Annotated in this window: 13 protein-coding genes; 8 read left to right on the top strand and 5 right to left on the bottom strand. The window is 63.9% G+C overall.

Features of this window, described 5'->3' with window-relative positions; genetic code table 11:
* Positions 1–555: 555 nt before the first annotated feature.
* A complete protein-coding gene (locus tag ACTOXK_RS02730; protein WP_482279839.1) occupies positions 556–1386 on the bottom strand; it encodes a DUF559 domain-containing protein in 831 nt (276 codons plus the stop codon).
* Between the two features lie 638 nt (positions 1387–2024).
* On the opposite strand from ACTOXK_RS02730, the gene fusA reads away from it, so the two are divergent.
* Both fusA and ACTOXK_RS02720 read left to right on the top strand, forming a co-directional pair.
* Positions 2025–4103 carry an elongation factor G gene (fusA, locus tag ACTOXK_RS02725; protein ID WP_482277114.1) on the top strand — a complete coding sequence of 693 codons (2079 nt, stop codon included), beginning with the start codon at positions 2025–2027 and terminating at the stop codon, positions 4101–4103.
* Positions 4104–4737: 634 nt separating this feature from the next.
* Positions 4738–5844, top strand: a complete 1107-nt coding sequence (locus ACTOXK_RS02720; protein ID WP_482277115.1) for a HipA domain-containing protein — start codon at positions 4738–4740, stop codon at positions 5842–5844.
* 115 nt (positions 5845–5959) lie between these two features.
* Here ACTOXK_RS02720 and ACTOXK_RS02715 read toward each other — a convergent pair whose 3' ends face one another.
* Entirely contained in the window at positions 5960–7645 is a 1686-nt protein-coding gene (locus ACTOXK_RS02715; RefSeq protein WP_482277116.1) for an FAD-binding protein, read from the bottom strand.
* Positions 7646–7843: 198 nt separating this feature from the next.
* Positions 7844–9319 carry a response regulator transcription factor gene (locus tag ACTOXK_RS02710; RefSeq protein ID WP_482277117.1) on the bottom strand — a complete coding sequence of 492 codons (1476 nt, stop codon included), beginning with the start codon at positions 9317–9319 and terminating at the stop codon, positions 7844–7846.
* Between the two features lie 294 nt (positions 9320–9613).
* Here ACTOXK_RS02710 and rpoB point away from each other — a divergent pair, with 294 nt between their 5' ends.
* Both rpoB and ACTOXK_RS02700 read left to right on the top strand, forming a co-directional pair.
* Positions 9614–13147 (top strand): DNA-directed RNA polymerase subunit beta, encoded by a 3534-nt coding sequence (rpoB, locus tag ACTOXK_RS02705; protein ID WP_482279838.1) that lies wholly within the window; start codon positions 9614–9616, stop codon positions 13145–13147.
* 3 nt (positions 13148–13150) lie between these two features.
* Positions 13151–17575, top strand: a complete 4425-nt coding sequence (locus ACTOXK_RS02700; protein WP_482279837.1) for a DNA-directed RNA polymerase subunit beta' — start codon at positions 13151–13153, stop codon at positions 17573–17575.
* Positions 17576–17806: 231 nt separating this feature from the next.
* On the opposite strand, the gene ACTOXK_RS02695 is transcribed toward ACTOXK_RS02700, so the two are convergent.
* Entirely contained in the window at positions 17807–18739 is a 933-nt protein-coding gene (locus ACTOXK_RS02695) for a LysR family transcriptional regulator (RefSeq protein WP_482278179.1), read from the bottom strand.
* Positions 18740–19016: 277 nt separating this feature from the next.
* Between ACTOXK_RS02695 and ACTOXK_RS02690 the strand changes: the two genes are divergently transcribed.
* The 4 genes from ACTOXK_RS02690 (at position 19017) to ACTOXK_RS02675 (ending at position 23166) form a co-directional block, all read left to right on the top strand.
* The gene (locus ACTOXK_RS02690) at positions 19017–20801 is read left to right on the top strand and encodes an FAD-dependent oxidoreductase (RefSeq protein ID WP_482278180.1); all 1785 of its coding nucleotides are present in this window, start codon (positions 19017–19019) and stop codon (positions 20799–20801) included.
* Positions 20802–20974: 173 nt separating this feature from the next.
* Positions 20975–21106 (top strand): hypothetical protein, encoded by a 132-nt coding sequence (locus tag ACTOXK_RS02685; protein WP_482278181.1) that lies wholly within the window; start codon positions 20975–20977, stop codon positions 21104–21106.
* Between the two features lie 120 nt (positions 21107–21226).
* Positions 21227–21736 carry a phosphoribosyl-ATP pyrophosphatase gene (locus tag ACTOXK_RS02680; protein ID WP_482278182.1) on the top strand — a complete coding sequence of 170 codons (510 nt, stop codon included), beginning with the start codon at positions 21227–21229 and terminating at the stop codon, positions 21734–21736.
* Positions 21737–21738: 2 nt separating this feature from the next.
* A complete protein-coding gene (locus ACTOXK_RS02675) occupies positions 21739–23166 on the top strand; it encodes a phosphoglucosamine mutase (protein ID WP_482278183.1) in 1428 nt (475 codons plus the stop codon).
* Positions 23167–23336: 170 nt separating this feature from the next.
* Here ACTOXK_RS02675 and ACTOXK_RS02670 read toward each other — a convergent pair whose 3' ends face one another.
* Entirely contained in the window at positions 23337–24095 is a 759-nt protein-coding gene (locus ACTOXK_RS02670) for a hypothetical protein (RefSeq protein ID WP_482278184.1), read from the bottom strand.
* Positions 24096–24159: the final 64 nt, after the last annotated feature.

The raw sequence follows: 24159 nt of genomic DNA, 5'->3' as shown, positions 1-24159 counted from the left end.
ACGCCGGAGCGGCCGCGGCCGCCGTCGGAGTCGATGCGCGTCCCTCGCGCGGCAGCAGCCTGCGCCGCGCCACGGGGACGCACGCCGGTTCCAGCCTGCGTCCCTCCCGTGGGCGCCGCCGGAGTCGATGATGCTCTGAGCATGCGAGACCACGCGGCGCTCCTCGCGCGGGTGCAGCCTGCACCGCGCCACGGGGACGCACGCCGGTTCCAACTTGAGAATCGCGCGATGCCCAACCCCTGGCTCCCATGGCCCCGGCCGCTCGCGATACCCAACCCCTGGTTTTTGCCGCACCGATCGAGTTTTCCGGCAAGATTTGGGGGTTGGGTATCGCGAGACGCCACTGCGGCCAATTCCGACCTGGGCTTTTGTCGTTCGCATGTACCCAACCCTGCAATTCTGGCATACCAAACCCCTCAATCTTGACGGTTTTTCTCAGTGCGGAGTCAGTCCCAGAACTGTCCAGAGGGAGGCTTGCCGGCTTTTGAAGTCGTGAACGCGGAAGCGGAAGTCTCGTCCGTGAGCTTTGGCGATAAGGGCGCCCACTTTGTCCATTTAGGCGGGGCTGTTCAGCTGGCGTCGCGAAACGGTGATGACGCGATAGCCCATAGCCTCAAGCGTCGTACGTTTCACCACATCATGGTAGTGCTGGTCCGATGAGAGATGGAAGGTGTCGCTGTCGTATTCTACGACCAGCCGTCTCTCGGGCCAGCAAAAGTCGGCGACGTAATAACCCCTGTCTGCCAGGTTCCGCGTGCGCAGGCCCAGGGCAATGGGGAAATTCGGTGCGGGTTTTGGGAGGCCGTAGCCGCCCAAGCGCACGGGCAGGGACAGCACGAGTCCCAAAGCGATTTCCCGGGGTGAAGCGCAGTGGGACAGCATCCACGGAATGGCGCTCCGGGTAATTCTGCACCCGGGAATATCACTGCAATGGCGGCTGGCTTCCTCAATGGCGGAGGGCAGGGTGAGGGGCGTGCGTGTCTTCAGGGACGCAGGCTCCCCCTTCTTGAAGAACGCGGAACAGAGCAAGCTACCTCGCTGGGCCGCCTCGACGACGGAGAGCCCGCGGGATGCTTGGGCGAGGGCGATTTCAGGGAGGGGCACGAGGATGCCGTCGCCAATGCGGAAGAGGGGCATGGCGGCGAGCGATGGGGAAGCGGTGTGGCATCGTGCGTCCTTTTGTCGACGATGATCCCTGTCCAGCACGGTGACATGGGCGGGACGGCTTAGGTGGGGGAGTTGCCGGTGCAAAAAGGCGAGGGCTTTGGTGGTCGGCATGAGGGCGCCGGCGTCGCCCGCAGAAAGGAAGGTTCTCTCGAAGTTGAGATCGGCCACAGTTTCGTAGAATTCCAAGGCGGTGGGGCCGAAGAGGAGGAGCTTGGACATGGGAATCCTTTCTGGGAGGGATGCTCTAGCTTAGAGGCTCGCAGTCGTACTTTTGTCGCGGGAACGGCGTACTGAGGTCATGCCGCACGCCGTTACCGCGTCACCCACAATCGCGCGCAGGCCTCGCCGCCGTCCTGCGTGAGACCCTATGCGATTTCGCCCGTGTCCCGCCGATACCGCGCTCGCATCTCGCCCGCATCCTGCCGATACCGCGCTCGCATCTCGCCCGCATCCCGCCCCGCCCCCTACCCCTGCGACTTTCCCGGAGTGTCGCGCCTCGCCACGGCGCCCTCCGCGCGCCCTCGGCCACGCTGAAAAGTTGGGGAAAATATCGGGCAGGTGCGGGCCGTGGGGGCCAAGGGTTTTGCTAAGATGAATCCAACGCCAAAATGCCGCTCGCCGGTCGAAGAGAGCCGCTCGCTGTCACAGTGTCAGTAAGCGGAGGGGTTGGCGGATGTCGCAAGAGCAGCGGGAACGCCGGGCCACAGGTGCCGGTTTCCGCTCGTCAGGGGCTTCCGCGCAGCTCGAGGCGTGCGACAGGAAGGTACTCGCCTGCGGTGGGGCCTGCGCCCGCGCCGCTTGGGAACGCTCGCGCACGGGGCGCGAGCGCCCTCTATCTGGAAGGCAGGTGGTCGCTCATGGCAGCTCCGGCTCCCGAACACGTCAGAAACATCGTCCTTGTGGGACAGGATGGCGCCGGTAAGACCTCGCTGGCCGAGGCCATGCTCTTCGTTTCCGGCAAGACGCCGCGCATGGGCACGACGCACGACGGCAAGTCGTACCTCGACTACGATCCCGAGGAAATCAAGCGCAAGTTCACCATTTCCACCTCCATCGCCCCCATCCCCTACAAGGACTACAAGATCAACGTGCTGGACACCTCCGGCCACCCCGACTTCATCGGCGACACGCTGGCCACCATGCAGGCCGCCGAGATGGCCCTGTTCGTGGTGGACGCCGTCGACGGTCCCCAGGTCATGACGACGAAGCTGTGGCGCGAGGCCGAGGACATGCGTCTGTCGCGCGCGGTGTACATCAACCACATCGATCGCGAGAACGCCAACTTCGACGCCGCCATGGCGCTGCTGCACGCCCGCTTCGGCGGCCGCTTGGGCGCCGTGACCATCCCCATCGGCCAAGCCGAGGAGTTCCAGGGCGTCATCGACATCATCCGCATGGAGGCCCGCTATTTCGAGGACGGCGGCGAGCGCGTGGAAGCGGTGGACACGCTGCCCGAGAAGTACCAGGAGGAAGCCCGCATCGCCCGTGATAAGCTGTGCGATCTGGTGGCCGAGGCCGACGACGAGCTTATGATGAAGTACCTCGATGGCGAAGAGCAGCTGACTCAGGAGGAGTTGGAGGGCCTGCTTGATAAGGCCATCGCCCAGGAGCTCATCATCCCCGTGTTCGTGGGTAGCACCATCATCATGCAGGGCGTGCAGGGCCTCATGGAGGATATCTGCACCTACTTCCCGCATCCGAAGAGCCACGGCCGCTTCCGCATGGCCGACGACGTCACCGTGCGCATCGACGAGACGAAGCCTCCCTGCGCCTTCGCCTTCAAGACCGTGTCCGACCCGTTCGTGGGGCGCCTCACCTTCCTGAAGGTGATCTCCGGCTACCTGGAGCCCGGCCTGGAGCTGGTCTGCGGGCGTACCGGCAAGAAGGAGCGTTTGGGCAAGATTCAGGTGATGATGGGCAAGGAGTCCATGGACGTGAAGAGCGCGAAGGCCGGCGACATTGTGGTCGTGCCGAAGCTGAACGACGTGCGCGCCGGCGACACCCTGTCCTGCGAGGGCACCATCGCCATCGAGCCTCTGCCCCTGCCCGAGCCCTTGTACCCCGTGGCCATCGAGGCGGTGTCGAAGAAGGAGGAGGACAAGCTGGGCACCTTCCTCGCCCGCGCCGCCGAGGCCGACCCCACCCTGCGCATCACCCGCGATGAGGATACCCACCAGACCATCATCCATGCCATGGGCGAGGCCCAGGTGGAGATGCTGCTGAACCGCCTGAAGGACCAGTCCGGCGTGGAGGCGCGCCTTGTGCCCGTGCGCATTCCCTACCGCGAGACCATCACGCGCCAGGCCGAGGCCCAGGGTCGCCACAAGAAGCAGACCGGTGGTGCCGGCCAGTTCGGCGACTGCTGGTTGCGCGTGGTCCCCATCCCCGGCGAGGGCTACGAGTTCGTGGACGAGATCAAGGGCGGCGCCATCCCGAACGGCCTCATCCCCGCTGTCGATAAGGGCGTGCGCGAGGCCATGGAAGAAGGCTTTCTCGCCGGCTACCCCATGGTGGACATTCGGTGCACCGTGTTCGACGGCTCGTACCACTCCGTCGACTCCAACGAGATGGCCTTCAAGACCGCGGCCCGCATCGGCTTCCGCGCCTGCTGCGAGCAGGCCGGTCCCATCATCCTGGAGCCCTGGGCCACCATGGAGGTGACCGTGGGGGAGGAGTACGCCGGCACCATCATGGGCGACATCTCCACCCGTCGCGGCCGCATCGTCGGTACCGACGCGGGCTTTGCGGCCGGCGAGACCATCATCAAGATGCGCGCCCCCTACGCCGAGGTGATCAATTACACCAAGGATCTGCGGAGTATGACCCGCGGATCGGGCTCCTACAGCCTCACGCTGGAGGGCTACGAGGCCGCGCCGGCCGACGTGACCAAGAAACTTGTGGAAGCCTACGAGGCCGCCCGGGCCGCGGGGAACTAACAGCCAGGACCACACACTAGCGAGCGACGGGGCGGCATCAGCTCCCGCGCCGCTTGCAACGGGTGGCAATCGCTACCGCACGAGGCTAACGCTCAAGGCCACGCGCCGCACAGTGGCGAATGGCGCTGCGCGAACCGAACGGGCTGGGAGGGCGAACTTCCCGGCCCGTTTTGCGTCTTCTGGCAGGGCCGCCCTGGGAGGCGGCTGCCTTGTCGCCCGTTGCCAGGGCTTTCCCTTCGTCGCATTCGCTGTCTGTGCCCTGCAGCGTGGGCCATGACGCAGCGCAAAGGTCAAGCCCCCTTGACGCAAGGGGAAGACGGGGGCGAAGTTTAAACCTTTAAACCACTGTATTTAAACCTTTACACCGTTATCTTTAAACCTTTATAATTTGAAACCATGAAAGGCGGTGAATGCGGTAATGGATATGAGCATACGAGAGGCCTCAAATGAACTGGGCATTTCCGTCCAGGCAGTGCATAAGCGCATCAAGAGCGGGGCCCTCGAGGGAATTAAGGTCAATGGCAGTTGGCGCGTACGAGACGAGTCGGTCTCTGCCTCCAAGGCGGCGCCCCCGAAGAAGGGACGCCCCTGGGCGGGGGCGACCTATCTTCTCATGAACGGCCCCTACGAGGTCATGGAATTCACCTATCACGATCAGACCGATTCCTTTCAGCCGGGGGAGGTGATCGACGCCAGGCGAGCTCCTTTGGGCACCGTATCGCGAACGGGCCGTGGCAGCGCCTCCGGTCTTAAGGAGTGGTGGCTGCATCGCAGCATCCCCGGGTCTCGGGCAGGTATGGATGAGAAGCTGCGCTCTCTTGGGCTGGAAGAGCCCTCCCAGATACCGTTTCGCAATCTCGGTCTCTCGCTTTCCGATCAGTATTGGATTCGTCCCGCAGGTCAAAACGTGCGATGGGAGGAGGTTAATTACTTCCAAAACGACTTCGGCGCGGCCGAGGGTGCATGGGACGAGTGGCTCGCAGAGGTGGGCCTCTCGTCTCCCGACAACACGTCGGAAGGCGTTCTGCCGAAAAGATGGATTTGCCGAGGTGACGAGCGCATCCTTCTCAAGGGGCATATCCCCTGGACCGATCAGCAGGTTTACAACGAGGTGGTGGCGAGCGAGCTGCATAGGCGCCTTTTGCCTCCGGTCGATTATGTCCCCTATGAGGTCCTGTCGATCGAAGGGCTCGGCGTCGTAAGCGCTTGCCCGTGCTTCCTCGCGCCTAACGAGGAGTACGTGCCCATGAGCGCGGTTGTCGAATCCGAGCGTCGCAGACAGGGGGAAACGCCTTACGATACTGTGGTTCGCGCCTGCGGCAATGTGGGCATACCGCAAGAGCAGGCCGAGGAATGCCTGGCGAAGATGATTCTGTGCGATGGCATTCTGGCCAATACCGACCGCCATCTGCGCAACTTCGGGCTCATCCGTAACATCGACGACCTCGCCTGGCGCTTCGCTCCGTTGTTCGATACGGGGAACAGTCTGTGGTACGACAAGGATGAGGGCGCGGTGGCCCGCGGCGACTACCAGTTTTCCTCGCGGCCGTTCAACGACCGCCCGAATCGGCAACTCATGTATGCATTGGCCACGGATTGGCTTGATATGGCGGCCTTGGACGGTTTCCCCGAAGCGGCCTGTGCGATCCTTGCGGAGGGCGACTTGTCCCGCTGGCGCCTCGACTACCTTCGTGAGGGAATCCAGCAGCGCATCGACGCCGTGCGCTCGATGGTGGGGTAGAGCAAGGCTTCACGTGCGGAAGGATCGCCTCCCGCTTCATGAGCAGGGGATCGGAAGGTGGCTTCCGATCCCCTGCTGTATAAGACCTGGCAAGAGAGGGGCTGATGGGAGGGGCCTAACCTTCCAAGTATTGGATAATTTCTTTCGCTGCCGTCACGCCCGAGGCGATGGAGAGTCCACATGCCGTGCCGGGGATGTCGTAGTAGGGGCGGCAGAAGGCGCTGCCCATGTTGAGGCCGCCGATGAACAGGCCGTCGATGGGCCTGTTGTCGGCATCCAGCGCGGTCAGACGGTCATTGGTGCGAATGCCGCCGAGGGTGGCCCAATAGGCCGACTGGTACTCGAAGAGGTAATAGCCCTTGCCGTCCTTGATTTCGGTGAGGAACATGGGGTCCTTGCCGAAATCGGCGTCTTCCTTGCTCTGACAGAACTCGTTGTAGCGCTTCACCGTCTCCTCCAAGTTCTCCAGGCCGAAGGCCTCGGCGCACTCGGCGATGGTGTCGCCCTTGACGGCCCAGCCTTCGCTCACGGCCGCCTCGAATTGCTCGGGGGCATGGCTCAGCACGGGGTAGAACATCTCGCGGCCGAAGTTCCAGTCGGGCTCACCCAGGTGCTTGTACACGCCTTCGACCACACAGGCGTCGTAGTACTCTCCATCGACGAGCACATAGTAGTTGCCGTTGTTCAAACCTGCCTGGCCGCTGTGCACTAGCGGGTCGAAAGCCATGTTCTGTTCGTTCATAAAGCGCTCGCCGGTTTCATCTACCATGAGGCCGCCGTAAATGGCGAAGCACAGATTCTCGTTGTTGAGGTTCCAATCGGCATCGTACATGGCGCTGCCGTGCTTCTGGTTGGCGCCGCAAATCTCATTGCTGATGAGCGCGTAATAGTTTTCGCAGACTGCGCCGACCGCCTCTGCCATGCGGATGCCATCGCCGGAATTCGTGGGTGTGCCCATGTTGACGAGCGGCACACCGAGGAAGCGGTCGTGCACCATATCCTCGCTGGCACCGAAGCCGCCCGTGGCCAGAAACACCGCCTTGGTGTCGATGGACAACACCGTATTGTTGTCGCGAATGGCCTTCACGCCGACGATGGCCCCGTCCTCAAGCACGACTTCGGTGGCCTCGCAGTTGTAGATGAACGAGCCGCCCATGGCTTCAATGGCGTTCACGATGGGCGAAATGCGCTCTTCACCCACTTCCACGAAGTTGTGTAGGGGCGCCCACTTCAGTGATTCGCCGTACTGCGGATCCCCCGTGTACTCCACGTAGTTGTAGAAATGCAGGCCGCAATCGACGAGGCTCTCAAAGGCCTCGGTGCTGTTGGATAGCAGGTTCTTCAGCAGTTTGGTGTTAGCCGAGCCGCGGGCCCATTCCACATAGTGGTCGTAGAGCGCCCGCTCGGTGGCGATGGTGATGCCGCTGGCTTTCTGGTTCGAGGTATTGCAGGCGGCAGGACCGGAAAGGGTCGCCAGGTTGGAAGAGACGCACGAGGGGCCTTTCTCTAACAGCAGGGGCGCTTTGCCCTCCTTGGCCAGTTTGTAGGCGGCCAGAAGACCGCCGGCACCCCCGCCCACGATGACGGCGTAGGCGCTCGATTCCTCAACGGGCAGGTCGACATACCGCTCCTGCAGGTCCGATTCGGGCTCGACTTCCGCATCGCCCTGGGTGCTTGCAAGGTTGCCTTGTGCCGGTGAACAGGCTGAAAGGGCACCGGTTGCAGCCAGGGCGACCGACCCAGCTCCGACCCACTTGAGCAGTCCTCGACGAGAGATGGACGGTTGGCTTTCCGTGATCATGTAATCCTCCTCTGTTGGGATGTTCCTTGCGCCGCGCCTTCGTTTCCTGGGGTAAGGCGTTGCGCGGTAAGAGAACGATAGGTCATGCCGGGAGGGCGGAAAACCTTCCTTTAGATTGATTTACAGCTGAAACTGCTCGCTTGGACCTGTCATACCAATGGGTGTATACAAGAAGACAACCAGGCATTTTGTTGTCATCTATGCGAGATTCTCGGCATCTTTCGTATTGAGAATGAGAGAAATGAGTTCCTGGCGGGTGTGCACGCCGAGTTTTGCGTAAATACGAGCTATGTGGGTCTTCGCCGTGCTGCGCTCGATGCAGAGGTACTCTGCGACGAACGGCGCGCTTCTTCCCTCGGCGAGCAGGCTGAGCACTTCTTGCTCGCGAGCTGTCAGCTGCGCGTCGGCCGCCAAGCGGCCGACGGCATCGACGGCTTCGCTTCCAGAGGGCACCGCAAATGAAGGTGCTGGGGGGTTAGGGGCACCGGGAAACGAGGCCTCGTCTTCTCCGGATGCTGCGCGAGAGCCCCCGTTTTCGCCGCTTTTTCCATTGCCGTCGTGCGCTCCCCAAAACAGGCCGTCGAGACTCTGCTCGTTGAGTAGATAGAGCCCGCAGAACACGAGCAGGCAGACGATAACAGCATCGGTTGACCTGGAGAGGAGGAAGCTATCCAGAGAGGGGGAGAGCAAGCTTGCGAGGCAGATAAGGGTGGCCGGACCGGTAAGCAGCAGATACACGGCTCCCATAATAGTGGAGAACGACGTCTCGGCGTAAGTGGCAAGATCGAGCGCGACAACGATGACGCCTGTCCATACAATAATGCCGAGGGCGGTCTCTACGAAATCCACTGCGTAGGAGTTGAAGCTGCCGGATAAGCGCATGACGCACACAATAGTGGAAATGAGGACAAGACAGCGGATAAGGGATATGTGGCTCGTGTCATCATGAATTATGGCGCACAACCAGAGTGTAGCAAGAGCGGCGATGTAGGCGCCGGCCGTCTGCTCGGGGCTCAGTGCGGCAGCATTGGCCGAGGCTAGGTGGGCCACAAAAGCAAGCATAATGAGCCCAATGGTCGGTCGGGGCTTGAGGGCGATTCTCCGTCGCACGCGTACGGCGGATCTGGTACCGGCCGCCCGTGATGAGGAGCCGTTTTCGAAAAGGGGGACGGCAAGGGCGACGGCAATCGTTATGCACGCAGGCGCAACGAACAGCATGACCGAAGTGTCTATGGGAAAATAGGAGCCGATGAGGGCGCCTCCCACGGTTGCCGCTACGAACACTTTCCTCATGGCAGAGTTGGGGAGAGTGAGCAACGATCGGCATACGATTACTTCAAGGAAAGCGCTTGCGATGACGGTGGCACCGCTTCCCGCGAGGGCCCACGAAGGAACGGAAGCAATAGTCAGCGCGCTAGCGAAGATGGCAATCAGGCCCAGAGAAGCGAGATACTTCGGCGGAAATGCTGCGGAAAGGCGGGGTCCGGCTGTAACGATAAGAACGCTGGCAACGGCAACGAAGAGAGAGTGAGGCGAAAGCCCTCCGGAGGTCACTTCGTAAAATCGGAAGCACCACTGGCTGAGAAGAGTGGTTCCGACAGTGCACAGGAACGTGGCCGCGAAAAGCCGAGCTGTAGTTTTTCGAGAGTTATTCAATGGGAGGTTTCCAGCCATAGCCTATCCTCGGGAACATGCGAAACATGGTTCGTCCTTTACTGCTGCATGGTATCACAGGGTGCGGTAGCCAGAGTTGCTTTTGGGCACTGGGTCATATAGATGCTGCAGGGGATGGCATCTCGCAGAGGGATGTCGTAGAACCGCTCTGAACAACGCCCAGCTCCATCCCTATTTTCCAGAAAATTTCCATGGCTGCTAAAAATTTTTCTTGACTCGGGTCTCTTTCTTTAGTAGTTTAGCGGATTGCAACTTTTTGCAGATTTGCGATGGACGTGAAGGAGGAACAGCCTCGTGGCTCAAGGAAAAAAATCCGCTCCCACCAGCCTTTACAGGGATCGCCGAAGCTTTGCGAAGATTCCGGACGTTATGGACGTCCCGAACCTGATCGCTATCCAGACGGAAAGTTTCGAGTGGTTCAAGAATGAAGGCTTGGCTCAGGCCTTCGCCGACGTGTGCCCCATTGAGAACAATACGGGCGACATGTGTGTCGAGTTCGGCAAGCATGAGTTCGGCGAGCCCAAGTACACGGTGGATGAATGCAAGGAGAAGGACGTCTCCTACCAGGCTCCGCTCTTCGTGGAGATCCGCTTCATCAACCGCGAGACCGGTGAGATCAAGGAGCAGGAGGTGTTCATGGGCGACTTCCCGCTCATGACCCCCCGCGGCACCTTCATCATCAACGGCACCGAGCGCGTCGTGGTGTCCCAGCTCGTGCGCAGCCCGGGCGTGTACTTCGCCGCCGAGCGCGACAAGACCTCCGACAAGACCATCTACAATGCGAAGGTCATCCCCTCCCGCGGTGCCTGGCTCGAGTTCGAGACCGACAAGCGCGACCTGCTGAGCGTGCGCATCGATCGCAAGCGCAAGCAGCCCGCGACCCTGCTCGTGCGCGCCCTCGGCCTGGCCGAGACCCGCGAGGAGATCATCGAGCTGCTCGGCTCCTCCGAGATGGTGCTGCGCACCCTGGACCGCGACCCCGCCACCACCAAGGAAGAGTCGCTCATCGAGCTGTACAAGCGCTTCCGTCCCGGCGAGCCGCCCACCATCGACAGCGCCCGCACGCTCCTGGAGGGCCTGTTCTTCAACCCCCAGCGCTACGATCTGGCCAAGGTCGGCCGCTACAAGATGGACAAGAAGCTCGGCTTCACCCCCGAGGAGAACGACTCCTCGGTGCTGACCGATGAGGACATCATCCGCACGATGCGCTACATCATCGGCCTGCACGAGGGCGACGAGGGCTTCGCCACCGACGACATCGACCATTTCGGCAACCGCCGCATCCGTTCCGTGGGCGAGCTGATCCAGAACCAGTTCCGCATCGGCCTGTCCCGCATGGAGCGCGTGGTGCGCGAGCGCATGTCCATGCAGGAGCCCGACGAGATCACGCCGCAGTCGCTGGTGAACATCCGCCCCATCGTGGCCGCCATCAAGGAGTTCTTCGGTTCCTCCCAGCTGTCCCAGTTCATGGACCAGACGAACCCCGCCGCCGGCATCACTCATAAGCGCCGCCTGTCGGCTCTGGGCCCGGGCGGTCTGTCCCGCGAGCGCGCCGGCTTCGAGGTGCGCGACGTGCACACCTCCCACTACGGCCGCATGTGCCCCATCGAGACCCCTGAAGGCCCGAACATCGGCCTCATCGGCTCGCTGGCCGCCTACGGCCGCATCAACCCTTACGGCTTCATCGAGACGCCCTACCGTCGCGTGATCGACGGCAAGGTGACCGACGAGATCGACTACCTGACCGCCGATGAGGAAGAGAACTTCACCATCGCCCAGGCCAACGACCTCTTCGACCTTGAGACCCGCGAGTTCGGCTACACCGACGAGGACGGCGTGTTCCACAAGTCCGCCCGCGTGCTCGCCCGTACCACCGACACCAACGGCGTGTTCGGCGAGGCCATGGACGTGCCGCCCGAGCAGGTGAACTACATGGACGTGTCCCCGCGCCAGATGACCAGCGTGGCCACCTCGCTCATTCCCTTCCTCGAGCACGACGACGCCAACCGCGCCCTCATGGGCTCGAACATGCAGCGTCAGGCCGTGCCGCTGCTGCGCCCCACGGCCCCGCTCGTGGGTACCGGCATCGAGCACCGCATCGCCGTGGACTCCGGCGAGATCCTCGTGGCCCAGCGCCCCGGCGTGGTGGACTACGTGGACGGCCAGACCATCATCATCCTGAACGACGACGGCGAGTACGACGAGTACCTCATCCCGAAGTTCCAGCGCTCCAACCAGTCCGGTTGCATCAACCACCGCCCCATCGTCCGCAAGGGCGACGAAGTGCAGGCCGGCGACGTGCTGGCTGACGGCCCCTCCTGCGACGGCGGCGAGCTGGCCCTCGGTCAGAACCTCATGATCGCTTACATGCCCTGGGAAGGCTACAACTACGAGGACGCCATCATCGTGTCCGAGCGCGTGGTGTCCGAGGACCTGCTGACCTCCATCCACATCTCCGAGTACGAGATCGACGCCCGCGATACGAAGCTGGGCCCCGAGGAGATCACCCGTGAGATCCCCAACATCTCCGAGGACATGATCTCCGACCTGGACGCCGACGGCATCATCCGCGTGGGCGCCGAGGTGTTCCCGGGCGACGTGCTCGTGGGCAAGGTCACCCCGAAGGGCGAGACCGAGCTGACTGCTGAGGAGCGCCTGCTGCGCGCCATCTTCGGCGAGAAGGCCCGCGAGGTGCGCGATACGTCGCTGAAGGTGCCCCACGGCTCCGGCGGCCGCGTCATCGGCATCTACCGCACTTCCCGCGACGCCGGCGACGACCTGGCTCCCGGCGTGAACGAGCTCGTGCGCATCTACGTGGCCCAGAAGCGCAAGGTGCAGCAGGGCGACAAGCTGTCCGGCCGCCACGGCAACAAGGGCGTTATCTCCCGCGTGCTGCCCGTGGAGGACATGCCCTACCTCGCCGACGGCACTCCCATCGACGTCATCCTGAACCCCCTGGGCGTTCCCTCCCGAATGAACGTGGGCCAGCTGCTGGAGAACCACCTCGGCTGGGCCGCCAAGTGGGGCTGGTCCGACGCCGAGCAGACCGACGAGGTCGTCGAGGGTCCCATCCACGTGGCCACGCCCGTCTTCGACGGCGCCACCGAGGAGGAGATCTCGGATGCCATCGAGAAGGCGAACCGCAACCTCATCAATATGAACCACGCCAAGTACGGCGATATGGCCCGCGACGAGCTGGTGCCCCAGCTGTCCCGCACCGGTAAGACCTGGCTCTACGACGGTCGCACCGGCGAGAAGTTCCGCGAGCCCATCACCGTCGGCCAGACCTACATCCTGAAGCTCGGCCACATGGTGGACGACAAGATCCACGCGCGCTCGACCGGCCCCTACAGCCTCATCACCCAGCAGCCCCTGGGCGGCAAGGCCCAGTTCGGCGGCCAGCGCTTCGGCGAGATGGAGGTGTGGGCCCTGTATGCCTACGGCGCCTCCAACGTGCTGCAGGAGATCCTGACCGTGAAGTCCGACGACACGTCGGGTCGCGTGAAGTCCTACGAGTCCATCGTGAAGGGCGAGAACATCCCGGCGCCCGAGGTGCCCGAGTCCTTCAAGGTGCTCGTGAAGGAAATGAAGTCGCTGTGCCTGAACATCGAGCTTGAGGGCCACGACATGCAGCCCATCAGCGAGGACGAGATCGACGCCATGGACGACGATCAGGCCCTGTACGCCGCCCTGGCCGCTGATGCGAAGAAGACCGAAGACGAAGAGGCCAACGCCATCGACACCCTGGCCGCCGAGCTGGGTGACTTGATGAGCGGTCTTGAGTCCGACCTGAACACCGACCTCATCGGTGGCGGAGAGGAGGCCTAAATAATGACCGAGTTCGACGTCAACAATTTCGACGCCCTGCGCATCTCGCTCGCTTCCGCTGAGGATGTGCGCAGCTGGTCTCGCGGCGAGGTGAAGAAGCCCGAGACCATCAACTACCGTACTCTGAAGCCTGAGAAGGACGGCCTGTACTGCGAGAAGATCTTCGGTCCCACCAAGGACTGGGAGTGCGCCTGCGGCAAGTACAAGCGCGTGCGCTTCAAGGGCATCGTCTGCGAGCGCTGCGGCGTTGAGGTGACCCGCTCCAAGGTGCGCCGCGAGCGCATGGGCCACATCGAGCTGGCCGCGCCCGTGAGCCACATCTGGTACTTCAAGGGTTCCCCGTCCCGTCTGGGCTACCTGCTGGACATCCCGCCGAAGGAACTGGAGAAGGTGCTGTACTTCGCCAGCTCCATCATCACCTCGGTGGACAAGGAGGCCCGCGAGGAGGACGTGGACGACCTGCGCGACGAGCTGGCCGCCGACCTGGAGGAGCTGGACGCCGAGCGCGACCGCCTCATCGAGGCCACGCGCAAGCTGTCCACCGACTACGTGCCCGAGGAAGACGACTTCGTCGACGACCTCGATGACGACGAGCGCCTCACCCCCGAAGAGGTGGAAGAGGAGATCGCCGACATCTACGAGGAGTTCAACGAGCGCAAGGCCCTGCGTCAGGACGCCTTCGACGCCTTCCTCAAGATCGAGCCGAAGCAGCTCATTCCCGATGAGGCCCTCTACCGCGAGATGCGCGCCTGCTACCGCGACTACTTCACCGGTGGCATGGGCGCCGAGTCCGTGCGCGACCTGCTGGACGCCATGGACCTGGAGGCTACCTCCGAGGAGCTGCGCGAGGTCATCGCCACGGGCAAGGGCCAGAAGCGCGCCAAGGCCGTGAAGCGCCTGAAGGTGGTGGACGCGTTCCTGAAGTCGGACAACAAGCCCTCCGACATGATCCTGGACGTGATCCCGGTCATCCCGCCCGACCTGCGCCCCATGGTGCAGCTGGACGGCGGCCGCTTCGCCACCTCCGACCTGAACGATCTGTACCGTCGCGTCATCAACCGCAACAACCGCCTGAAGCGCCTGCTGGACCTCGGTGCCCCCGAGATCATCATCAACAACGAGAAGCGCATGCTCCAGGAGGCCGTGGACTCCCTGTTCGACAACGGCCGCCGCGGCCGCCCCGTCACGGGCCCGGGCAACCGTCCGCTGAAGTCCATCTCCGATATGCTCAAGGGCAAGCAGGGCCGCTTCCGCCAGAACCTGCTCGGCAAGCGCGTGGACTACTCCGGCCGTTCCGTTATCGTCGTGGGCCCTTCGCTCAAGCTGCACCAGTGCGGCCTGCCCCAGCAGATGGCCCTGGAGCTGTTCAAGCCCTTCGTCATGAAGCGCCTAGTGGAGCTCGAGTACGCCGCCAACATCAAGGCCGCCAAGCGCGCCGTGGACCGCGGTGCCAGCTACGTGTGGGATGTGCTGGAAGAGGTCATCGTCGACCATCCGGTGCTGCTGAACCGCGCACCAACCCTGCACCGTCTGGGCATCCAGGCCTTCGAGCCGGTGCTCGTCGAGGGCAAGGCCATTAAGCTGCACCCGCTCGTCTGCACCGCCTTCAACGCCGACTTCGACGGCGACCAGATGGCCGTGCACGTGCCGCTCGGCGCCGAGGCCCAGGCCGAGGCCCGCGTGCTCATGCTGTCCTCCAACAACATCAAGTCCCCGGCCCATGGCCATCCGCTCACGGTGCCGACCCAGGACATGATCATCGGTCTGTACTACCTGACCGCCGTGCGCGACGGCTTCCCGGGCGAGGGCCGTGTGTTCATCGATCTCGATGACGCCCTGAACGCCTACGACGCCCGTGCCGATCTGGACCTCCAGGCCAAGATCTCGGTGCGCCTGCCCTACAACATGAAGGTGGCCACCGCGTTCAACACCTTCGAGGACCACAAGGAAGGCGAGCGTATCGAGACCTCCGTCGGCCGCATCATCTTCAACGACGTGCTGCCGCCGGACTACCCCTTCTTGAACTACGAGATGAACAAGAAGGAGATCAGCCGCCTGGTGGAGGACGTCACCAACACCTACGACCTGTCCGAGGTGCCGCCGATTCTGGACGGCCTGAAGGACGCGGGCTTCCACTACGCGACCCGCGCCGGTGTGACCGTGTCGGTGTACGACGCCACCATCCCGCCCTCCAAGCCGGAGATTCTGGCCCAGGCCGACGCCCGCGTGGCCGCCATCGACGAGGACTACGAGATGGGCCTCATGTCCAACGAGGAGCGCCACAAGCAGGTTGTCGACATCTGGAATGATGCCAACGAGGAAGTCGGCGAGGCCATGGCGGCGAACTTCGACAAGTTCAACCCCATCTACATGATGGCCTTCTCCGGTGCCCGCGGTAACATCAAGCAGATCCGCCAGCTGGCCGGTATGCGCGGCCTCATGTCCGACCCGAAGGGCGAGATCATCGACCGCCCCATTAAGGCGAACTTCCGCGAGGGCCTGTCCGTACTGGAGTACTTCATCTCCACCCACGGTGCCCGTAAGGGTCTGGCCGACACCGCTCTGCGTACCGCCGACTCCGGTTACCTGACCCGTCGTCTGGTGGACGTGGCCCAGGACGTCATCATCCGCGAGATCGACTGCGGCACCACCGAGGGCGTGAGCTACCCGGTGCGCAACGAGAAGAACGAGGTGGACGAGAACCTCGTGGGCCGCTGCCTGCTGGAGCCGGTGGCCAGCCCGGAGACCGGCGAGATCATCGCCGAGGCCGGCAGCTACCTGCATTCCATGGCCCAGCTGCGCGAGATCGATGCGGCCGGTGTCGAGGAAGTGGTCATCCGCACCATCATGACCTGCCATGCCGATCACGGCGTGTGCCAGAAGTGCTACGGTTGGGATTTGGCCACGGCCCGTCCGGTGAACATCGGCACGGCGGTGGGCATCATCGCCGCTCAGTCCATCGGCGAGCCCGGCACCCAGCTGACCATGCGTACCTTCCACACCGGCGGCGTTGCCGGCGAGGACATCACCCACGGTCTGCCCCGTGTGCAAGAGCTCTTCGAGGCCCGCAAGCCCAAGGGCCAGGCGGTGCTCGCGGAGATCTCCGGCACCATGCAGGTGGCCGGCGACAAGATGTCCAAGACCATCACCATCCACGACCAGGAGGGCAACTACCGCGAGTACGTGGTGAGCGCCCGCGCCCAGCTGCTGCCGGGCGTGTACGACGGGTGCGAGGTGACCGTGGGCCAGCAGCTCACCAAGGGTTCCGTGAACCCCCACGACCTGCTGCGTCTCACCGACCCGAACACCACGCTGCGCTACATCGTGGGCCAGGTCCAGGGCGTGTACGTGTCCCAGGGCGTGGACATCAACGACAAGCACATCGAGGTTATCGCCCGCCAGATGCTGCGCAAGGTGGCCGTGCTCGATGCCGGCGACTCGGACTTCCTGCCCGGTCGCCAGGTGAACCGCTTCGAGTTCGAGAAGGTGGCCAACGAGCTGATCGCCGAGGGCAAGGAGCCGCCGGTGGGCCAGCCGCTGCTGCTCGGTATCACCAAGGCCTCCCTGGCCACGGATTCCTGGATGTCCGCCGCGTCGTTCCAGGAGACCACCAAGGTGCTCACCGATGCTGCCATCGAGGGCAAGACCGATCATTTGGCCGGTCTGAAGGAGAACGTCATCATCGGCAAGCCGATCCCGGCTGGCACGGGCCTGCGCCGCTACCGCGACGTGCGCCTCACCTACAAGGGCCGTCCGGTGGAAGGCGTTACCGGCGACGCTCTGCCCGACTTCGCCCCCGATGCCCTGCGCGAGATCGAGGATCTGCTGCCCCAGCCCCAGGATTGGTCGCTGGACAACGACGGCTACTTCAACTCCGCGGGTTCGTTCGGCGGCTACTACAGCGCCCTGTCGGGCCATCGCGGCCACAACCTGTCCGACGAGGACGCGCGCCTGTACATCTACGACGATCTGGGTGTGTCCCAGCGTTGGGCGAACAAGTTCTCCGAGGCGGGCATCGAGACCGTGGCCGACCTTCTGGGCCACACCGAGGAAGACCTGCTGCGCATCGAGGGCATCGGCGTGAAGGCCATCGAGGAGCTGAAGGAGGGCCTGGAGGCCCGCGACCTCATGCATGTGATCGAGGACGACCTGTCGGCCTCTTCCGACGACATGAGCCAGCTGCTCGACATGGTGTTCTCGCCCGATGACACCATCCTCATCGGTGGCGACGAGCCGCCGGTGTTCAACACCGACGGCGAGGAGATGCTCGGCGAGGCCCTGCCGCCCCGCTCCTACCAGCGCAATCTGGAAGAGCTGGACGCCCTGCTCGGCTCGGTCGGGGGCCTGGGCTCCTTCGGCTTTGGCGTGACCACTGCCGAGGACGAGGCTGCCAGCAACGAGCGTATGGAGAACGGCGAAGAGGACTAGCATCGTTCCGTTGGCCCTCACGGGCCAACGGACTTTGTCGATGCTGCGGTTCCGACAGGCACCTGGCCTTGCCCCTTGTTTCGCACACGGCGTTGGCCGAAGCCAACTTGGTGCGAAGGCGGGGCAATTCCAGGCACCGGTCGGACCCTCGCTGACTTCCTTAGGCGTACCTATGGGGATAGTCGATGACTATCCCCTTTTTGTTGTGGGGCCAATGGCGGTTGAGGCGGCCTACATTCCCGCGGGGGAGGCGGCGCGGCGCATTTCGTCGAAGAGGAGCCGTCCATTCTCCGTTGCGGTGAAGCTGCGGTTGAACAGGGCGTAGAAGTCCGAGGCGATATCCATGTCGGCAAGGGAGAAGACCCGCAGATCGGGGCGCTGGTCGATGCCGAAGCGGGGGAGCAGCGTGGTGGGCACGATGCCGACGGTCTGGCCGAAGTCGTGGGAGAAATACTCGAAATGGTCGGCGAAGCCCTGGGTGGCGATGGAGACGGCGGCGCCCTGGGCCGCGAAGCGCTCGGCCATGGAATCGCGCTGGTAGCCGGCGTAGATGTCCGGGGGTACCATGAGGGTGGCGCCGGCCAGGTCGGCGGCGCAGATGGTCTCGCGGACGAACAGGGGGTTGCGATCGGTCACGAGGAGAAGGATCTTCTCGCTGCTTACGATGAAGCCATCGACGGCAGTTGACTGGAGGGGGCTGGCGGGACTTTCCTGCTTGTAGCCGGCGATGATGATGCGGTTCTCGTCGTCGGCCAGGGCATCGATGGTGCTCAAGGGGCCGTTCTCGATGATGATGGAGAGCTGCTTTTCCGGATGGCTCTTCTGAAGCGCTCGTCGGGCCGTGAACAGGTGCGCCTCTATCCAGGGCAAATTCGAAGCGGCGACCTTCACGGTGATGAGGTTGTCAGAGAGGTGGCGGTAGGTCTCGACGACCGCTTCCCAGTCGGCCACGAGACGTCGGGCCGTGTCGACGAACTGCTTTCCCGCGCCTGTGAGAGTGGCATGTCCTCCGTGCTTGTCGATGAGCTGGCAGTTGAGCTCGTCCTCCAGTTCCGCCAGATGGGCCGCGAGCGCCGGCCGCGACACGAAGAGCCGCTTGGCGGCCAGAGAGTAGTTGAGTTCCTCGGCGAATACCAGGTATTCCCTCAGTTGGCGCAGATCCATCGGAGCCCCTTTCTCCCATTCCCCCTCGCTTCGACGCCGGGCCGTCCTCCTGCAGGGGGAGCGTCCCGTGCCGGATCCTCCTCCATGGTACGGAGTGCGGGAGCGGCTCTGTGCAGGAAGATGCGGCAGCGCTGTAGGAAATTTTAACAGGGCAGGGCCGTTTTCCTGCGCCAGGGCCGCCATTTCCTGCCCCGCCTTCAGTGCAGTGCCCCTTAAGGTGGGGATAGGCGAAGCCGGGACCGCCGCTTCGCAGGAGCGAAGGGAAAGGGGAAGAACCATGACCATGGATCGAAGGAGCTTCTTGAAGGGAACGGCCCTTATGGGCGGTGCGGCCGCCGTGGCCGGGCTGGCCGGGTGCGCGCCGGCGCGAGAGCCGCTTTCCGACACCGGGTCGGATAATGCCGAGCGCGATGCCTTCGAGGCGGCTCGGGCGCCCATCGAGCCGGTGGAGGTGCCCGAGGCGTGGGACGAGGAGGCCGACGTCGTCATCGTAGGGTCGGGGGCCGGCGGCGTGAACGCCGCCATCCGCCTCGCCCAGGCGGGCTATCATCCCCTCGTGCTCGAGCGCCTCGACGAACTGGGTGGCAATTCCAAGCATTCCTCGGTGTTCTCTAACTTCGGCGGCCATCGCCAGGCCGAGGCGAATCAGTGGGCCTACCCGAGCTACCCCTATGATGTGGACGGCATCGTCGAGTTCATGCTCGACTGCCAGCAGAACACGGGCGATCCGGAGCTGTTGCGCGCCATGGCCGAGGAAGGTCCCCAGTGCATCGACTGGATGATCGAGAAGGCGGGGGCGAAGTGGGTGCCCATGAATCCGTCGCCGGCGGGCGCGGGGCTGCTGGAGTGGGAGGGCATGTCCACCCCCACCAACGGCATCAACGTGAACCTCGTTCCCATGCAGCTGCTGACCGAGCGGGCCGAGGCCGATGGAGCCCAGTTCCGCACCGGCTGCTCCGTGGACGCCCTCGTCTTCGACGGGGAGCGCGTATGCGGCGTCATGGCGACCGAAGGGGAAGCGCAGAAGTACATCAAGGCGGAGAAGGCGGTGCTTCTGACTGCCGGCGGCATGGAGATCAACCGCGCCATGATGGCCCAGTACTCGCCGACGGCTCTGCGGGGCATTGCCAACATCGCCACGCCCCCTAACGGCACGGGCGAGTGCATCCGCATGGGCCAGGGCGTCGGTGCCGATTTGGCGGGCTACGATTCCACGGGCGCGTTCGACGGCGGGGTGTGGTGGCGCGACTACGAGCCCTACGATATCGAGATGGACGCCCATATCAACAAGGACGGCAACCAGGCGCTACGCCAGCCGTGGTTGCGCATCAACCGCAACGGGCAGCGGGTTCCCTACATTTCCACGTCGGCGACGACCTATCCTTACAATCCCAACGCGGCTCCCGGCTCCCACGGCCTGTGCGAGACGGCTGCCATTGAGATGTCCCAGCCGGGCGGCAAGACCTACTGCATCTTCGACGCGAAGTTCGACGAGCTTGTGACCGACAACTTCTTCGGCCAGGTGATCTGCCGTAAGGCGAAGATCGTCGCGGCCGACGACCCGCTGATCGACCGCGTGCCCGAGTGGCTGCGCGACTGGCACACGGGCTTCGAGATGATGGTCGAGGCCGGCGTCATCAAGAAGTGCGACAGCATCGAGGAGCTGGAGAGCGCCCTCGGGCTGCGCGAGGGCCTACTCGTGGCCGAGGTGCAGAAGTGGAACGCGGCCTGCGCCGAGGGCAAGGACTACCTGGCCACCTACCCCTATCTTCCCGAGTGGATGATTCCCCTTGACGAGCCGCCCTATTACGGTGCTGCCCTGGGTGGTCATGTGTTCGGGTCGAAGTGCGGCCTGCGCGTTAATCCCCGTATGCAGGTGCTGTCCGTCGACGGCTCGGTCATTCCCGGGCTCTACGCCGGATGGCATACGGCGGGCGGTTCGGCGGGGGACGGCAATCCCGCCGGCAAGCCCCTGACGGGCATGTACGCCGACCTGGGCCTGGCCTTTGTGGGCGGGTACATGGCGGCCGGCGGTATCCTCGCGGAAGAAGAAGCCGCCTAGGCTCGGCTTCTCAGAGGCCTCCCTCTTCGGGGCGGGGCGGTCCTCCGGGGCCGCTTCGCCCTGTTGTTTTTATCGGGCGCGCGCCCGCGCTCCCGCCCTGGGGGCCGGGCGGGTATCATGGCAAGGCTGGCAAAGTCCGAACGGGGGCGGCGCTTCGAGAGAGGAGTCGCCTTATGGATATAGTTCATGAAACTCTGGGCGTGTTGGCGATGGTTGCAAACGTCGCCATCTTTATACTTGAGGTATGGAGAACGTGGAAGGAGCATAAGCGCGAAGACGACGCGGAGAGAAAGAAAAAGGGCTAGTTGCAGCTAGCCCTTTCCAGTCAATGACCCGCGCCGCCCGACTACTGTCTAAGGTCACTCGGGCTTTGCTGGCCCCTGCAGTATATCATTTTACGGTCTGAAGAGAAAGCGGTGCTACCTATGGTCAATAAGACGTTCATTCCCGCAGGTGAAGCGGCGCCTGCCTCGCAGATCGGGGCGACTATGGAGGCGCTCGCTGCCACCATTGGGGCACGGCGCGGGGCCGATGAGGCCAGCTACACCCACCGGCTCTTGACCGGCTCGGTGGACACGGTGCTGAAAAAGGTAATGGAAGAGGCCGGGGAAGTGGCCTTGGCCGCTAAGGACGTGGAGGGCTGGGCCACCTCGTCGCTGGCTGCGGCCGTGGCCCTGGAGGCCGCTGGGGCCGTCGATCCCGCCGATGCCGAGCCGGATGCCCTGTCCGTTCAGCTGCCGGCGGAATACGGGCAGGCGGTGGACCATCTGCGCTACGAGGCCGCCGATGTGGTGTATCATCTCCTTGTGATATTGGAGCGCTACGGCATTGGGCTTAACGAGTTCGCCGCCGAGCTGAACATGCGCATGACCGAGGAAGAGCGCCCGGCGGGAGCCGTGCGCCTGCACGAGGAATATGTGAGAAGGGGAAAGTAGCCATGGCCCGACTGTTTGGAACCGACGGCGTTCGCGGCATCGCGAATGTCGAGCTGACCTGCGAGCTCGCCTATCGCTTGGGTCAGGCCGCCGCTATGTACCTGGGCAAGACCATCGTGGTCGGGCGCGATACGCGCCATTCGGGGGACATGCTGGCCGCGGCGCTTTCGGCCGGCATCATGAGCGCCGGCGGCACCGTCCTTGAGGCCGGCATTATTCCCACGCCCGGCGTGGCGCTGCTCGTGCGCGAGATGAAGGCCGCTGGCGGCGCGGTTATCTCCGCCTCCCATAACCCGCCGGAGTACAACGGCATCAAGCTCTTCGATTCGGCGGGCTTCAAGCTGCCCGATGCCGTGGAGGACGAGATCGAGCGCTTCATCACCACCGGCGGTTTGGAGGGCCAGGTCGTTGCCCTGGAAGAGGCAGCCTGGGAGGCCTCGCAGGAGGCGACCGACCTGCTCGCCGCCGACGCGACGAATTACCTCGCATCGGGGATCGCCATGCCCTCGGGCGGCTCGCTCGGCGTGGTCGTTCCGCTGGAGCAGGCCTGCGATTTGTACGTGGACCACGTGGTGCGCTCCATCGAGCGCCAGGGCATCAGCTTCAAGGGTCTGCGCATCGCCCTGGATACGGGCCACGGCGCCTCCTCTCTGACCTCGCCGGTTGCCCTGGAGCGGCTGGGAGCCGAGGTCATCGTCATCAACGACGACTTCAACGGCATGGACATCAACGTGCAGTGCGGTTCCACCCATCTGGAGCCCCTGCGCATGCTCATGGCCGAGAGCGGGGCCGATGTGGGCATTGCCCACGACGGCGACGCCGATCGCGTGATGGTCATGACCCCCGACGGTACCGTGGTGGACGGCGATATGGTGGAGGCGGTGTGCGCCCTGGATATGATGGAACGCGGTGAGCTGCCCCACAACACCGTCGTGTCCACGGTGATGTGCAACTTCGGCTTCGTGCGCGCCATGAAGGAAGCCGGCATCGAGGTGGTGCAGACGAAGGTGGGCGATCGCTACGTGCTGGAGGCCATGCGCGAGCACGGTTACGCCATCGGCGGCGAGCAGTCGGGCCACATGATCCTGCTGGAGCACAATTCCACGGGCGACGGCCTCATGACGGCCTGCCAATTCCTGGCGGCGGTCATTCGCTCGGGCAAGCCCGTGGGCGAGGCCATCGGCGTCATGGAGAAGATGCCCCAAACCCTCATCAATGTGCGCGTGAGCGACAAGCATGCCGTGGACGGCAACGCGGCCGTGGCCGAGGCCGTGGCCGCCGCCGAGGAGGCCCTTGGCGACGACGGTCGCGTGCTTCTGCGTCCGAGCGGCACCGAGCCGGTGGTGCGCGTCATGGTGGAGGCAGTTGATCCCGCCATCGCCCAGGCCCACGCCGAGGCCATCGCCGCCATCGTGGAGGCCAACGTGTAGGGACGGCTCTTTCTGTCGGAAGAGAAGAACGGCCGCTGCGATGCCCGAGCATCCAGCGGCCGTTTATGGTTGGGAGCACAAAGCACCGGAAGAGGTGATTCCTCACCATTCGGGTGCTCTGCAATGTTGATCATAGGCTGATTACCAAACAAAGGCAACTAATATGAGCGCTATGAATACGAGTGGGCGGGGTTCTTGCGTTTCCAGGTTTTGATGCAATGGCGCAGCCAGAAGGCGCCGATGGCGAGCCAGATGATTTCGTTGGCGATCACGGCAGCAGCGGTGAGGCCGAGGCTCTCGGGGCTGCCGGTGAGCACCCATGTGGCGGCGCCCGTGAGAAACCCGGCGGGGCTGACCAGGGTCGCCGCGCCCAAGGCGGGGTCGAGGGTGCTGACGAAGGGCAGGATGCCGGCCAGGGTAAGGGGCCAGGCCCAGAAGTTCGACTGCATCTGATCGTTCGAGAGCAGGCCGCAGCCGCAGAACAGGAGAAGCAGCGGCAGGCACCCCACGGCGGTGACGGCTCCCAGCGCCGGCAGGGCCGCGGGCGCAAAACCCGCCAGGGCAAAGCAGGGGAAGCTGAAGGCCACGGCGAGCAGGCAGCCGGCGATGACCTTCCCCGCCACAATGGCGCCGATCGTGGCACCGCTGCGCATCATCACGCCGTAGGCACCGCGGGAATGCTCGTGGCTCATAACGAAGAGGGTCACCACGCCGCCGACTTCCAAGGTGGGCAGCACGGCTGCGAGCACGATGATCAGCCCGCGGAAGGGGGCGTAGCGCTCGCCGTCAACGGTGTCGAGGCTTCCGAACAGCCAGCAGAATCCCAGGGCCACGGCCATGCACGCCAGCACCGTGGGGTTGCGCAGGGCGCAGCCCAGATCGCGCCATACCAGGGCGCGGACGGTGCGGATGAGGCTCGTGGGTTCCATGGCCGCCTTCTCTTCGGTAACGGGATGAGTCACCATTATAATGAACGGCGTCACCAACGAGGAA

This window comes from Adlercreutzia sp. (assembly GCF_056795635.1).
This window is presented reverse-complemented; position numbering and strand designations above follow the sequence as displayed.